This is a genomic window from Parasutterella muris, from assembly GCF_943193095.1.
GTDB lineage: Bacteria > Pseudomonadota > Gammaproteobacteria > Burkholderiales > Burkholderiaceae_F > Parasutterella > Parasutterella muris.
Map to the genome: position 1 here is coordinate 105452 of NZ_CALPCV010000003.1, position 15177 is coordinate 120628.

Here is a 15177-nt window from a genome sequence, read left to right on the forward strand (position 1 = left end):
CTCTTGAGACCAAAAGGTTGGTTCAATCCTTATTCGATGAAATGAAGATGTATCGAGAGATTGAACAACTATCGGGTGTTCCGTAAGATATTTTGCGTTTATGGAAGGCTAAATCCCTCTTGAGCAGTGATTGGATTGCCTCTGAAGAGCGACAATCCCTGCTTTCCACCATTGAAAGCAAAGAAATAGTTAAGCTGCATGGTCAAGGCCTGTCCTGTACTAAGCTTGCAATTCAATTTGGCGTTTATAGAGGTACTATAAAGTCCGTCATAACCCAGTCCCGAAAGAACGAGATATCCAAAAGGGCCGTATCTCGGGCTTTCACAAGTTCTATTGCGGCACAAGTTATGGAAGGGAAGTTTCGTTCCTCGCTAAAGGCAGCTGAGTTCTATGGTCTGGAACCACGTTCGGTTCAACGACGGGTTAAATCCGAATTAAAAAATCGCAAAGGATGTGCAATAGTTGGAGATAGCAGCAGATCCGGAGACGAGCATATGCACTGCTTAATTACGTCCGTCTTAGCCTGTACATTTGCAATCAAAGAGTGGATTACCAAAAACTTTAATTTAAAAGACCACTCTGAATCAAATATTGTCTCAATCGTTGAGTCTTTAAAAGGCAAAGGAGTGCCAATAAAGGAGGCCTGCTCCTGGCTAGGAATCCATCGGAGCACGTTTTACAGGAAGCGGCAAAAACAATTAAGAGCTGAAGAAAATGATCCCTTAGTCACTCAGATTTCTGAGCTCCAAAAACGTCGTAATTTTGCTTACGGAGCAAAGCGAATGGCGGTGTATTTGCGCAAACTAAATGGCTTTGCCATTAATAACCATAAACGCGTCGCCAGACTCATGAGGCTGCATGGCTTAAATTCAAGAGTCCGCCCAAAGCGCAGAATCTATTACAAGACCGAATTGCTTGAGCCTGTTCAGGAACCTTTGTACAACATGCTGAAACGAGATTTCTCTTCATCCGGGCCGATGACAAAACTTGTCACGGGCATGAGTTTTGTCCCGGTAAGAGAGGGCGGGGTTGTGCTGAGCGTGATCAAAGATTTATTTAACCATAAGATAGTTGCTTGGGAAACTGGTTCGAGTGCAACGCTGCAATTAGCGTTAGCTACGTCAGATAAGCTTCCGACGAAGGAAGGACTGTTGCCATCAGATTGTGTCATCCACAGCGATAGAGGTGGAACCTATACAAGTATGTCCTGCGTGAAAGCAGTGAGAAAACTCGGAGCCCGTCCGAGCTATTCTAGGAAAGGATATTTCCTTGCCAATGCAAGCATGGAAACGTTTTACGGGCATATGAAAAGTGAGACGTTCCGCAGAATGACTACGCAGGAAAGAATAGAGCTGACGAGAGCAAAGGCTCAGGAAATCATCGTTGACTACATCACGTGGTACAACACTGAGCGCATTTAACGCTCTTTAGGGTATGTATCGCCGGAGGAGTTCAAAGGCAGCATGTAATTCCGGCTACCGATTGATATCCGGCTAGTTCGCTAAGAAAAGTGAGCGCAAAAAACGATGCGTTAGGGGAGATTTTGTCTTTCAGCTACGCTTTCAGACAAAATCTCCCCTAACGCATAGGAAAATACAATAGGAAATAGCAGAGCTTGTTGCATGTAAGGTAAAATCTAAAGGAATTCTATTTGTTCTACTACTTTTACGCGCTAACTGTCGCAGTCTATGGGGGCAGTTCACGCGACGGGTCACTAAACTTGTCGTTTGACAAAATACTTTCCCCGATAATCTTAAATATGAAGACATCGTCAAAGTATATTCAAATTTTTATACAAATGATATGCTTAAGGATGAATATCTGAGATTAGCCAATTTAGATGCTATTGCATTAATTTCAGAATTCGACCGTACTGGGAGTAGACGTCTAATTGACGCTGCAGATTTGTTACTATCTTGTATTCAGTAAGTTGCCTCGGATGGAGAGGATAATGAGATATACGCTGTCAATAGACTTCAGATAAAGAAACGACTGGGAAATGAATTTTCAGATGAAGAGAAGGGCTTCTTAGTTGTACACGCGAACGGAGATAATCTCCAAATCGCTTTTGGAGTTTATGTATTGATGGGTATTAAACAGAAAACTCAGCAACTTTGGGACAAGTTCTCTAAACCTGAGAAAAAGTGATAGAAGGATATTCTACCTACCACTTTTTGGAACAATTATAACACTTATAATTATGGATAAACTAAGAATGCAAAGCCGTGATGTGGTAGGCGGGAATGTGAAGAAGATTGCCGCGTTGTTTCCGCAGTGCGTCACTGAACGAATAGGTAAGGACGGCATGGCCGAGCTCGCCATCGACTTCGATAAGCTACGCGCCGAGCTGTCGAACGAAATGCTCGATGAAGGCGAGGAGCGTTATCAATTTACGTGGCCCGACAAGCGTGCGGCATCGCGCCTCGCCAATGAGCCTATAAACAAGACTCTGCGTCCATGCCGAGAGGAATCTGTGGGGAAAGATGGCACTCCCGGCGGTTTTGATTCTGAAAATCTCTACATTGAGGGAGATAATCTTGACGTGCTCAAAGTTCTCCGTGAGACATATCTCGGACGGGTAAAAATGATTTATATTGACCCTCCGTATAACACGGGCAATGACTTCGTCTATAACGATGACTTTGCGCAGGGTAAAGAGGATTTCGAGCAACGCAATGGTTTGTTTGATGAAGAAGGCAATCAAACAATAGACCCCATGCAACGCAACACAGAAGCCAATGGTCGCTTTCATACCGATTGGCTGAACATGATATATCCTCGCCTCAAAGTTGCTCGTGATTTACTCTCAGATGATGGTGTCATCTTCATTTCTATTGATGAGAATGAATATGATAATCTCCACAAAATTTGCTCTGAGATATTTGGAGAAAGGAACGTAATTGGAACTATAATTGTTCAAAGTAATCCCAGAGGCTCTATGTCGTCTGCTGAAATTGCAGAATTACATGAATATGTAATTTTGTGTTCTAAAAACCGGGAGTTATCTTCAATTATAGGGCACAAACTCTCCGAGGATATGATATCTGAGTATAAATATTCCGACGTTAATGGGCAGTATAGACTCTTAGGATTAAGAATGAGAGGTGGTTTTTGGAGACGTACAGATAGACCTAAATTATATTTTCCTCTGTACATCAATCCTATTTCTAAGGAGGTGTCTTTAAATAAAGATGGCTCTTTCTCTATACAAGTTTTTCCCATACAAATTTCTACTGGCGAAGAGGGAACTTGGAGGTGGTCTAAGGAAAAAATTATGGCAGATGGCAGTGAGCTTGTTGGAAAACAAGTAAAACGGGATGGCGAAAAAGTATGGGATATTTTTCAGAAAGATTATTTAGACAAAGATAGTGTAAAGCGAACGAAAGCAAAGAGTATTTGGAATGAACCTGAAATGAATTATCAAAATGGAACTAATAATATAAAGTCTTTATTAGGTAATTCAAAACTTTTTGAATACTCTAAACCAACTTTTCTCATCAATCAAATGCTAGAAATGATTGATACTGAAAATTCCATCATTCTCGACTTCTTCAGTGGAAGTGCCACCACAGCACATGCTGTTATGAAACTCAACTCTGAGGACGGAAGCAATCGCAAGTTTATAATGGTGCAGCTTCCCGAAGTCACGGATGAAAAGAGTGAGGCTCACAAAGTCGGCTATGCCAACATTTGTGAAATAGGCAAGGAACGCATCCGCCGCGCAGGAAAGAAAGTCAAAGAGGAAGCAGGTCTGCAAGGTCAAGACCTTGACACCGGCTTCCGTGTCCTCAAACTCGACTCGTCAAATATGGAAGACGTGTTCTATACTCCTGAAAAGTTTGATCCTTCGCTGTTTGATGGTCTTGTGAATAACATCAAGGCAGATCGTACACCGGAAGACCTGTTGTTCCAAGTAATGCTTGACCTTGGCATTGAACTCTCTGCCAAGATAGAGCAAAAAGAAATAGCAGGTAAAAAGGTGTTCTCTGTTGACGATGATTACCTGCTCGCTTGTTTCGACACGGACGTTAACGAAACTACTATCGAAGAAATGGCGAAACTGCTACCCACGCACCTTGTCATTCGCGATGCATCTGCCGCTAACGACAATGTGCTTGATAATTTCGACCAAATCATCGAATCTTATTCTAACGAAAAGAAGATAACAACCCATATCCTCTAAGCTTGATGAAATTTCAATTTAAGATACAGGGGTATCAGACCGAGGCTGTCGAGGATACGGTGAACGTGTTCCGCGGTCAGCCGAAAAGAGACCCGAAACATTACCGTCGAGACATCGGCAGGATAGCCCAAGGTTCTATCTTCTTCGAAGATGAAGAAGACGGCTATCGCAATGCCGATGTGGAACTCGATAAAAAGCAGCTCCTTGACAATATCAGGGAGATGCAGATCAGAAACCAAATCGTGCCGAGCACATCTCTTGCCCTCGGACATGGCGTTGTGAATCTCGATATCGAAATGGAGACTGGCACTGGTAAGACTTACGTCTATATTAAAACGATGTTTGAACTAAATAAGCAATATGGCTGGAGTAAGTTCATTATCGTTGTGCCGAGCATCGCTATACGAGAGGGTGTCGCTAAATCTTTCAGTATGCTTGAAGACCATTTTATGGAGCATTACGGAAAGAAAGCCCGTTGGTTTGTCTATAACAGTTCCAACCTCAATCAGCTCGACCAGTTCTCGCAAGACAGCGGGATCTCTGTTATGATTATTAATATCCAGGCTTTTGCAACATCAATGAAAGAGGGTGGCAAAAGCAAGGAGAGTCGCATCATCTACTCAAAGCGTGACGAATTTGGCTCTCGACGTCCGATTGATGTCATAGCAGCCAACCGTCCTATTATCATTATGGACGAACCTCAGAAGATGGAGGGTGCAGCTACTCAGTCCGCGCTGGCAAAGTTCAAACCACTCTTTGTGCTTAACTATTCCGCAACCCATAAGACCAAACACGATACCATATACGCACTTGACGCTTATGATGCTTACAAGGAGCAACTTGTAAAGCGTATTCAGGTGCAAGGCTTTGAAGTCAGGAACCTCAAAGGCACGAGCAAGTATATGTATATCGACGGAATTGTGTTGTCTCCAAACCACGCCCCGGAAGTCCGCATAGAATTGGAGTGCAAGCGTAAAGACGGATCAATCCGACGTGAAATAAGGAAATTTGGCGTAAACGATTCTCTCGCCGCTGCATCGGGTCTTGCCCAATATAATGATTTCGTTATTACAGACATCAATCCTCGCGGTCGAGGGTCAGTTACCTTCCTTAACGGTGATACTCTATATTGTGGAGAGGTCGTTGGCGACACTAACGAGGAAGCAATGCAACGTGTTCAGATTCGCCAGACAATTATTGCACATCTTCAAAAAGAAAATGAACTTTTCAATCGTGGCATCAAGTGCTTGTCGCTTTTCTTCATTGATGAAGTAAGCCACTATCGTCTGTATGATGATGAAGGTAATGAGGTGAAGGGTAAATTCCAAAAGATATTTGAGGAGGAATACGCCAGGATTATTAATGACTTTATCACCGTCTTTGATACTCCATACGATAATTACCTGCGCAGTTTCAAACCCTGCGAAACGCACAAGGGTTACTTCTCTATCGACAAGAAAGGGCGTACGGTGAACTCCGAAACCAAGCGCGGCTCAGACATATCGGACGACATCTCAGCCTACGATCTTATTCTCAAGAATAAAGAACGTCTATTGAGTTTTGAGGAACCGACTCGCTTTATTTTCTCCCATTCCGCACTCCGCGAAGGTTGGGATAATCCCAACGTATTCCAAATATGTACGTTGCGCCACAGTAATTCAACCACAGCCAAGCGTCAGGAGGTAGGACGCGGCTTGCGTATATGCGTTGACATGAACGGTATTCGCCAAGACAAGGAATTACTCGGTGATGATGTGCATGAGGTAAACCAACTTACCGTTATTGCCAACGAGAGTTATACCGACTTCACCACAGCACTTCAACGCGAAACCCGCGAGGCTCTGCGCAACCGTGTAACAGCAGCATCACAGGATTATTTCATCGGCAAAGTGGTAGTGGATTCCAACGGAGAAAAGCATACCATTGACTTGATGGATACCACTCTAATTTTAGGTTATCTGTATCAGAGCGGATATATTACGCGAAATGGTAATCTGACACCAAAATATCACGCTGATGCAAAAGCTGATGAGTTGATGATTTTGCCGGAAGATTCTCCTATAAAGAAAATTGAAATCGGTATGCAGAAACTTATTGCCGGTATCTTCAATCCCAAAGTTCTTGAAGAGATGGTAGAGGAAGTTTCTCCGACTACTGCGGCAAATGAACTTAATAACAATTTCACTGACAAACGATTCCAAAAACTCTGGAATGAGATTAATCATAAATACGTCTATACTGTTCATTATGACAGCGAGGAACTGATTGAAAAGGCTATCGCTAACCTTAAGAAGAACCTCACAGTTACCAAACTACAGTATGTTATGGTTACAGGCGACCAAGATAAGGAAAACGTAACAGAGTTTGGTAACACGAAATCTACCACTCGCGAACTGACTGACATTTCCACTTCGTCAGTGCCTTATGATGTTGTCGGAGACATTGCTAAAGGTGCACGATTAACACGGCGCACGGTTGTTAAAATTCTAAAGGGTATAGGCATTAAGGCCTTGTTGTTCAAGAACAACCCTGAGGAATTCATCCGCAATGTCATTAAGACCATCAGAGCGGAAAAGGCGACTATGATTGTAGATCATATTACCTACAATCCGACTAAGGCAGATCCATACGACAGCACTATCTTTGTGCCTGAGCATAGGCTTAATGTCAACAAGGCAGTCGAGTTGTCAAAACACATTACCCCATATGTAGCCTATGACAGTGACGAAGAGAAAAAATTTGCACAGGGTCTGGAAGGTGCAAGGGAGGTTCTGATTTTCGCCAAACTTCCCCGCAAACTCAAAATTCCTACACCCGTCGGATACTATGCACCTGACTGGGCGATAGTTTTCGAGGAGGGTGCAGTTCGCCATGTGTTCTTTGTTGCCGAAACCAAAGGCTCACTCGACAAGATGGAACTTCGTGGCGTAGAACTTGCCAAAACAGAGTGTGCTAAACGCCTATTCAACTCGATCTCGACTAATACGACTCGATATGGTGTCGTTGACAAATTCGATAAACTATACGACATAATCAACGGAATAGATTAGGACACGGATACAGACAACGACATTTACCGCAGGATTCATTTCGCTGTAATGGCGATTGAACGCGGAGCACGGAAATTGGGTATCTCTAGCAAGGAGATGCACGACCGATTGAGCGAACAAGACTAAATCCAAAACAGGCTCATAAAAAGGTATGAGGAACTTCATACGCAAAGCCTCGATTAGGTTGCCGACGACATTAGCGAGACACTTCTAAACTGGGAGGCTGGATTGTAGTATCAGCCTTTAATAAATCTAATTGCCATAATAATGAGCAAGAAGTCAATACGGTTTTTCAATGATCGCGAGGTGAGGGCGGTCTGGGATGACGAGAACAACTGCTGGTGGTTTCGGCTACTGACGTGGTGCGTGCTATCAATGATGAGCCGGACTATACGAAGGCCGGCAACTATTGGCGTTGGCTTAAGCAAAAGTTAAAACAGGATGGCGTTCAGTTCGTGAGCAGGGCGAACGCATAAATTAATTTAAATTTTTGTTAAAAATAAACACAAAGGATCGTATTTCTTATATAATATACATATGTTTCATATGTAGTTAATATTATGCCTAATGAAATAGATAAGAAAGAATTGGAAAGTATCATTCCGACCGGTTGTCGTCTCAACTGGGATAAACGGACCAATCGGTACTATGTTTTTAAATCTACTTATGTATACGATCAAAAGATTAAACGTGGCAGAGAAAAACGCACTCAGGTTGGCACCGTAGTAGATGGCAAATTTACCTACGCGAAAAGTTACCTTCTTAAACAGAAAGTGATTTCTTTAGAGGCAAAAATCAACACTGCTGATAATAAAAAACAGTAAAAACTGTACGTACGGCTTGTGAAGAAGAAATTAGCGACACAAGACAGACCGGGAAAGTTGTGTATCCATTGGCTTACGTCTATTTAGTCTCGTTATTAAGCAGCCTGTCCGGTCAAACTAATTGTGTTCAGATTGCTGACTACTGGAAGAACAACCGTCCGGCGTTAGAGTCAATCTTTGAAGACTTCCCAAAACAAGATATTTCTCATGATACGGTTCGCCGCCTGCTAATGCTTATTGATCCGGATCAATTCCAAAGCTTCTATAGCAAACAGGTTAAGCCGCTGTTGCATCAATTTACCTCTAGGGTTGTTGCGGTTGACGGGCAGGCAGTTCGGGCCTCAAAAAACTCGACACAAAAGAACGGCAAGTACATTCTTACTTTCTACGATACGGATAATGGAATAGCTCTTGGACAAAAACTAATCGGAGAAAGACATAACGAAATAACCTACGCCGCCGACATGGTTGAAGGATTAGATTTAAGAGGCAGCATTGTCACGGCCGATGCTCTTCATACTCAAGAGAAATTTGCGGCAAAGCTGATTGAACAAGGCGCTGATTACTGCCTGGCCGTTAAACAGAACCAAGAAACTCTTTATTACGATATTCAGTTGTGCTTTGTCGATAGGTTGGACACTCGGACTTTAGAGATCGAGAAGATTGAACTGGGACACAGCCGAATAGAGACTCGTCGTATCTCGGTTTTACCAGGTAATGCCCTAATGGCAGATCATTTAAAGAAATGGATCGGCTTAGATGAAGGAACCATAATCAAGGCTACGACGGAGGTTGTTGACAAAGCAGCCGGTCAAATAAGTTCCTTAGACAGGTATTTCATCTGTTCATTAAATTGGTTCAATACACACATTGCCGAACAATGCGCGAGGGCTGTACGGCGCTACTGGGGTATTGAAAATGACATGCACTATGTCTTAGATGTAGATTTCTTTTAAGACAGAACTCAATGCAAGAACGCAAATTACCTACAAAATCGCACTCTTTTCCATAAATGGGCGCTAGGAGTAATTAGGCAGACGCAGAAAGAGGAAGAAAACAACACGGGTAAAACAGCAAAAAGTGTTAAGCGATACATGGCTCAATTCAATGCTCCCAGTATCGCTCTCGACGCTTTAACCAGGATTATTGGATAAAAGTTTCATGCGTACGCCCTGTATTTTCAACTACCTGCCTTCTTTTTTGTTTAGCTTTGATTATCGGGAGGTTAAAATTTAGGTTAATTGAAGCGAGAAAAAATGGCAAATATTGAAAATAAGTTACTTCCGGTTGGTACATCAGACTTTTCTACTTTACGATTAAGAAATCAGATATACGTAGATAAGACGGAACTTATTTATCAAATAGCCTCTCAATCGCAGAAATTTTTTCTTGCGCGTCCAAGGAGGTTCGGAAAATCGCTGCTGATATCTACTTTTGAATCTCTTTTTAAATATGGTCTGCGAGACTTTAAAGGTTTGGCTATTGAAAATCTCTGGAAGGAGGAATGCACCTACAATGTAGTGGGTTTGGATTTCTCTTTAATACCGTCCTTTTCATCTGTTGAGGTGTTTTCCAAGAAATTCATGGCGATCCTTAGTGGAAGCTTTTCTCCGTTTGGGTTTAATTATGTTCCTGATCCGCTGAATGATTTTTTTGATCAGCTATTTACATGGATGAGAGCGCAGCCGAGAAATTCATTGGTTATTCTGATTGATGAATATGATGCTCCGCTTACGGGCTGCTTGAATAATAAGGATTTATTTGAATCGGTTAGGGCTGTTATGGCCAATTTCTACGCAATCCTAAAATCTAATGATAGGGTTTTGCGTTTATTACGGGAATTACCAAATTTAATAAAGCAAGTATTTTTTCCGGGCTCAATAACCTGTCCGACTTGTCACTTGATGTTAATTACGGCAGCCTTCTGGGATACACTCCGTATGAAGTGGAGAAGTACTTTTCTGAATTTCTTTCTCGTGCAGCAAAAAAACTTTGTCGAAATAAAGACGAACTTTTTACAGAACTGATAAATCGTTACGACGGTTTTTGTTTTGAAAGGAGCGCAAGCATCCGGGTTTTTTCCCCTTGGTCTTTGCTCCAGTTTTTATCATCGCCTGAGAACGGACTGATAGACTATTGGTTTGAAAGCGGCGGCCGGCCTTCTGTATTAATCGAGTATTTGAAGTCGCACTCGCTTAGGAATCCTGAAGAGTACGGACGAGAAAAAACGATATCTTTATCCGAATTGTCAGGAGCATCCGATATTGAAACACTCTCCGATATTGGACTTTTGACTCAAACGGGATATTTGACCATTAAATCAGTGAGATTTGGAAACACGGTTTATCTGGATTATCCCAATGTAGAAGTAAGGACTGCGATGGCGCAGCACTATACGAGTTGTTTGTTGAATGGTCGTACAGCAGGCGAGGTGGGAGCCGGTTCTATCGCAGAGGTCTTGAGAGAGGATTCTGCTGAATCAGTGTTTCATATCCTTAATCGTCTATTCCTATCGATAGATTTTCAGGGTTTCCCGGTCCGTGATGAAGCTTCAGTTAGAGCTTATGTTCAGGTTTACATTGCCGGTGCCGGACTCAATCCTAAAATTGAACATCATAATGCTCATGGCAGAAGCGACCTTGAGGTAGGTGTTGGTGATCGACACTGGGTGTTTGAATTTAAAGTGGTTCGTAAAGGTGAAAGCAAAGAAGAAAAACTGCGGGCCTGGGTTGAGCAAATGACATCGAAGCACTACGGTGAACAGCAGAGCGGTCCGGAACTGAAGAAGGTCGTGCTCGTTTATTCCATTGAGGAAAGACAGTTCGTTAAGTTGCACGAGCTGGTGCCGCAGCCTTAGTCTTTTCGGAATAGAAAATTCAACGCTGATTTGCTGTTTTCGAAGCATCAGCTCCGATAAATCGGCACATCAAAAATTTCTTTCATGCGGGCTTCCGCCGTTTGTTCCTCTTCGTCCTTTTGCGCGGAAATCTCAGTTAAAACAATTCTGACGGAATCGGAAATGACCGCTTCAGTCCCTGGAATACCGCGCATGACCATCGCCTGCGTCGGACAAGCTTCAATGCATCTTCCGCAGTTAGTGCAGCGCATCGGATCCGCGGTCAGCTTGAAGTGACCGTCCTCGGTTTTATCCGACAAACATCCTGTCGGGCAAAGCAAAGTGCAGATATTGCATCCCGAGCATTTTCCGCTAATGACGCCGGGGAGCGGAAAAATCTTCTCCGAAATCTCAAAGCCGGGCCTTCTCGCTTTAAGCAGCTCGATGGCCGCGATGAGCATTTCACGCTCCGGCATTGTAAAAACTTTGTCGGTTTTAGGAGCTCCGCCTGATAAAGAAGTAATTTCGCTGATTCCATGCAGACGGTCGGAAAGCCTACTGAAGATTCTTCTTCGGCCAAGACTGATTTTATCTCCGTCATTTTCTTCAGCACATACCGGCCGAAACTGAACGCCTAACTTTGCGCAAAGCGTCTCGCAGTCGTCTGCCAGAACCTGAGTCGGACAGCCTCCGTTATGGCTTGGGCAGCGCTCGCAGTCGGAACTGTGCAGCTCGATTTTGGTATTGAACAGTAAATGGGCGAGCAAAATCAGCGCGGGACTGACGCCATTGAAGCACCCGACAGAAACACCATTTTTTCTGCTTTGGGCTTTTGGACAGGTAAAAGCAAGGGCAGAAGACGCGGACGTGCTATGAAGTCGATGTTTAAGCGCGGCCAGTACGCCAAATAACGGATATCTGCCGTATGAGAACGCTTCCGTCGGACAGGCTCTGATGCAGGCGCCGCATGCGGAGCATTCGCTGTTTTCGATAGAGATCGTCTGATCTTTAATCGAAAGCGCCTGCTCGCGGTACACCTGAACGCATTGATTGCAGGATGACTTAGGAAAAAGCGTTTTCACACACCGGTTCTTTTCAAAGGTTATGTTCGCGTAGTCCGCAGAACCGGCGTGACGCTCAATTTCGGCGCTGCACTTAGCTAATAACCGGTTCAGCAGGTCTTCCTCTATTGATATATTCGTCATTTTCTGTTGTTCTCTTGGAGGCTGATTGGCGTACCTTCTCACAGTCTGCACTTAAAAAGTCAGAAATGGCTTTTGCGGCAAGCTGACCGCTTTCAATCGCCGTCGCCACAAACCCCGGCCCGTTGACCGCGTCTCCCGCGGCAAATACCTTAGGATTGCCGGTTCTTACGGAGCCTTTAGTGAGGAGGATACCCGCGTTTCTAATGAAATTATCACACGGTCCTTTAAAACCGTATGCGCAGATCACAAGTTCCGCGGGCAGCTTTAAATCGCTGCCGTCCGGCCTTGCGACTCTAATTGTCTTATCCGCTTCAATCGACTGAATCACCGATTCTTCGAGGAATTGAACGCCTTCCTCTCGTGCGTATTCATAATCATCTCTCGGCGGATTTGCTTTCAGAAGCGATTTGCGAAAGAGACAAGTGACGGAAGCAGCACCTTGTCGCACCGCGGTTCTCGCGCAGTCAAGTGCTGTTCCTCCGATGCCGAGAACAACGACGTGTTTGTTCTTGGCAGACGACTCGGGATTCGGTTTGGAATCTGCGCGCAAAAAGGGGAGCGCCTGAGAAACAAAGCTTAAATCCGATCCAGGGACGTTTAAAGCGATGGGTTCTTCAGCGCCCACGGCGATGAGCGTCGCGTCGTGGGAGTCTGTAATACGGAGCAGCTCGTCAGCGGAGGCAATTTCTGATCCAAGCTGAAAATCGATGCCGGATTTAGCGTAGAGTTTTCTGCGGTGGATAATTCGATCCTTTGCCAGTTTGAAAGAAGGAATCCCGTACGCAGTCAGACCGCCGATTTCATTTTCGCGTTCGTAAACAGTGACTTTGAATCCCTGAGAACGCAGCATATCCGCGGCCGCGAGTCCGGCCGGACCCGCACCAATCACGGCGACCGAGGGACTCTTGCGGTTCGTGCGCGCTCTGTGCGTCCGATAGCCTCGATCAAGCGTTCTGGAAGAAGCAAAGTAAAGGAGCGCGTGGATGTTCACCGGCTCGGAAATCTCTCCTAACGGGCAGGCCGCCATGCAGAACTTATCCTTCGGACAAAGGTGCGAGCACAGCTCCGGAAGTTTGCCTGCCTGAAGAAGCTTTTGTCCTGCCGCTTTAGTCTCGCCGTCTGCGAGCGCTTTCAGTACGTCGGGGATCGGATTGTGCTGAGGGCAGGCCTGAACGCAGGCTCCGCACTGGATGCATCGGCTGCTTTCAAGTTTGGCGTTTTTAAGTGTGAAGGTTTCTTCCGGAGCCGTAAAGGTTTCTTTTGAAACGACGGACTTTTGTGTCGAAACTGCCGCAGGCAAAATCTTTTTTAAATAAACGGGATTGGGCGCCTGACGAGTCGTCTCGTTTTTTTGTTTGGCTTTAAAAAACGGGAAAGACACCGCGGAAACCGGACACCTCTGAGCGCAGGCGCCGCACTTGAGGCATCGGGAACTGTCAGAGCTCGGTACTGATTTTCTGAGATCAATGCTTTCCGGACAGGCATTTCTGCAGACTTGGCAGTTGAGTCCGGAGGCTCTCAGACACTTTTGAGCGTCAATCTTCGGAACAAACGTCTTATTAAAGCGGCTGATTAAAGAAATAAAGGCGCCGATCGGACAGATGAAGCTGCACCATCTTCTTAAAAAGAAGATTTCAAAGAGGAGCACGCCGAGTATGACGAGCGGTGTGATCGTCGGGTCATTGAACTTCAGCATGTGCAGTGTACCGATGATCAAGGCGAACGTGAGTCCGACAGGACAAATTAAACAGAAAACCGGAAAGGAAAATACAGCGAAAGAAACCAGCGCAGCGGCAAGAACAAAGAACGGGCCTTGTTTCTGAAGGTTTTCTGCACGGATTGCGCTTTGTTTGGATGAATCTGCCGCTTCGTGAATAACAGACTCTTTAACAGAGGTTTCAGTATCGTTGTTTTGAGTGCGGATGCAGGCTTGCAGTTCATTGTCGCGGGTTTCTTTCGCCTTGATCGGTTTGGGTTCTGTGCCGAAGAGTTTTCTCAAAGGCGGCACCGGGCAGAGCCAGCCGCAGAAAAAACGTCCGAATAACACGATCACTGCCGCAAAGACGGCAAGGCAAATCAAGACATGTAAAGTCGGAGATTTGGACGCGAAGGCGCTCTCGAGCGCGCCGATCGGGCAGATCTGAGCGATTGCGCCGATGCCGAATGAAGAAAGTGTCCCCCAGCCGGTGTGCCAAATGACGCCGGACACTACCGCTAAAAGAAAGAGGCAAAGCGTCAGCGTTCGCAGAACTGAGAATTTTTTCACGGCGCCTCCTTAGTATCTTTAACCTCCAACGGTACGATTTCAATGCCGCGGACCTTACGCCCTGTATAAGCTTGAAGAACGTTGGCCGGACAAATATGTTCGCAGACGCCGCAGCCGTTGCATTTGTCTTCATCAATGATCGGAATCATTCTCTCGTCCAGAGAAATCGCGTCATACGGGCATTGTTCTTTGCACTTGGTGCAGGCGCCGGTTCTGAGCGCAATACAGGTTTCGGTTAAACGCGCTTTGCCGATCGGAACGGTTTCCCCGATGTAATCCGTAAGCGCTCCGGTCGGGCAGACTTCGATACATTTGCGGCAGAAGTCGCAGGACCCGTATTTGTAGTTCATGACGGGCGTGCGCAGGTTTAGGACGCCTTCGGAAAAACCGCCGATCGCAATGACATCCGTCGGACATACGCTTCGGCAGCGGTCACAGCGAATGCATTTGGAAAGAAATTGCTCATTCTGTCCGCCCGGCGGTCTTATGAGAGGCTCGGCTTGAGTTTTAGACGCGCCCCAGCCCAGCGCGAACAGACCTGCAGAAGTGCCTAATGACAGGAGCAGGCCCCGCCTTCCGACAGATGCAGTTTGAGAACTCATATTTGCCTCCAAGCTGCAGGGATTTCGTTTGCGGTTATAGTGCCGCGAGGAATCGTGAAGGAGGGCGCAAACCGAAGCAGACAGCGGCTGAAGTCATAATCGTTATCCATGGGGTGAGTTTGTTTGCTTTATTCTGAGTGTTTTTTGATGCATCAAATAGTGCGATTTTGCAAAGAACTCCTTAAAAACAACAAAGTGCCAAAAAATCACT

Annotated in this window: 10 protein-coding genes; 7 read left to right on the top strand and 3 right to left on the bottom strand. The window is 45.1% G+C overall.

The genetic code is table 11. The features are described from left to right. Positions 1 to 119: 119 nt before the first annotated feature. The 7 genes from NFR90_RS02180 (at position 120) to NFR90_RS11750 (ending at position 10914) form a co-directional block, all read left to right on the top strand. Positions 120 to 1421, top strand: a complete 1302-nt coding sequence (locus NFR90_RS02180; protein ID WP_251450235.1) for an IS3 family transposase — start codon at positions 120 to 122, stop codon at positions 1419 to 1421. Positions 1422 to 2200: 779 nt separating this feature from the next. Next, positions 2201 to 4183 carry a site-specific DNA-methyltransferase gene (locus tag NFR90_RS02185; protein ID WP_251450238.1) on the top strand — a complete coding sequence of 661 codons (1983 nt, stop codon included), beginning with the start codon at positions 2201 to 2203 and terminating at the stop codon, positions 4181 to 4183. 5 nt (positions 4184 to 4188) lie between these two features. Then, the gene (locus NFR90_RS02190) at positions 4189 to 7233 is read left to right on the top strand and encodes a type III restriction-modification system endonuclease (RefSeq protein WP_251450240.1); all 3045 of its coding nucleotides are present in this window, start codon (positions 4189 to 4191) and stop codon (positions 7231 to 7233) included. A gap of 560 nt (positions 7234 to 7793) precedes the next feature. Next, the gene (locus NFR90_RS02195; RefSeq protein ID WP_251450243.1) at positions 7794 to 8057 is read left to right on the top strand and encodes a hypothetical protein; all 264 of its coding nucleotides are present in this window, start codon (positions 7794 to 7796) and stop codon (positions 8055 to 8057) included. A gap of 29 nt (positions 8058 to 8086) precedes the next feature. Continuing rightward, positions 8087 to 9013, top strand: coding sequence for an ISAs1 family transposase (locus NFR90_RS02200; protein WP_277612789.1), 927 nt, complete (start codon positions 8087 to 8089; stop codon positions 9011 to 9013). A gap of 300 nt (positions 9014 to 9313) precedes the next feature. Continuing rightward, positions 9314 to 10084, top strand: coding sequence for an AAA family ATPase (locus NFR90_RS02205; RefSeq protein ID WP_443094409.1), 771 nt, complete (start codon positions 9314 to 9316; stop codon positions 10082 to 10084). Next, positions 10003 to 10914 (top strand): PD-(D/E)XK nuclease domain-containing protein, encoded by a 912-nt coding sequence (locus NFR90_RS11750; RefSeq protein ID WP_443094410.1) that lies wholly within the window; start codon positions 10003 to 10005, stop codon positions 10912 to 10914. The genes NFR90_RS02205 and NFR90_RS11750 overlap by 82 nt, the downstream gene beginning before the upstream one ends. Positions 10915 to 10961: 47 nt before the next feature. Here NFR90_RS11750 and NFR90_RS02215 read toward each other — a convergent pair whose 3' ends face one another. Genes NFR90_RS02215 through NFR90_RS02225 form a run of 3 tightly spaced genes read right to left on the bottom strand, consistent with a single transcriptional unit; the run spans position 10962 to position 14966 of the window. Beyond that, positions 10962 to 12098, bottom strand: coding sequence for a 4Fe-4S binding protein (locus tag NFR90_RS02215; RefSeq protein WP_251450247.1), 1137 nt, complete (start codon positions 12096 to 12098; stop codon positions 10962 to 10964). Beyond that, positions 12049 to 14364: an FAD-dependent oxidoreductase gene (locus tag NFR90_RS02220; protein WP_251450250.1), complete on the bottom strand. Its 2316-nt coding sequence runs from the start codon at positions 14362 to 14364 to the stop codon at positions 12049 to 12051. The genes NFR90_RS02215 and NFR90_RS02220 overlap by 50 nt, the downstream gene beginning before the upstream one ends. After that, entirely contained in the window at positions 14361 to 14966 is a 606-nt protein-coding gene (locus tag NFR90_RS02225; protein ID WP_251450253.1) for a 4Fe-4S dicluster domain-containing protein, read from the bottom strand. The genes NFR90_RS02220 and NFR90_RS02225 overlap by 4 nt, the downstream gene beginning before the upstream one ends. Between the last annotated feature and the right edge of the window lie 211 nt (positions 14967 to 15177).

What these genes read in the sequence shown, in the direction of transcription:
- NFR90_RS02215 (WP_251450247.1), bottom strand. Translation starts at nt 12,098, where the DNA reads ATGACGAATATATCAATAGAGGAAGACCTGCTGAACCGGTTATTAGCT.
- NFR90_RS02185 (WP_251450238.1), top strand. Translation starts at nt 2,201, where the DNA reads ATGGATAAACTAAGAATGCAAAGCCGTGATGTGGTAGGCGGGAATGTG.
- NFR90_RS02195 (WP_251450243.1), top strand. Translation starts at nt 7,794, where the DNA reads ATGCCTAATGAAATAGATAAGAAAGAATTGGAAAGTATCATTCCGACC.
- NFR90_RS02225 (WP_251450253.1), bottom strand. Translation starts at nt 14,966, where the DNA reads ATGAGTTCTCAAACTGCATCTGTCGGAAGGCGGGGCCTGCTCCTGTCA.
- NFR90_RS02190 (WP_251450240.1), top strand. Translation starts at nt 4,189, where the DNA reads ATGAAATTTCAATTTAAGATACAGGGGTATCAGACCGAGGCTGTCGAG.
- NFR90_RS02205 (WP_443094409.1), top strand. Translation starts at nt 9,314, where the DNA reads ATGGCAAATATTGAAAATAAGTTACTTCCGGTTGGTACATCAGACTTT.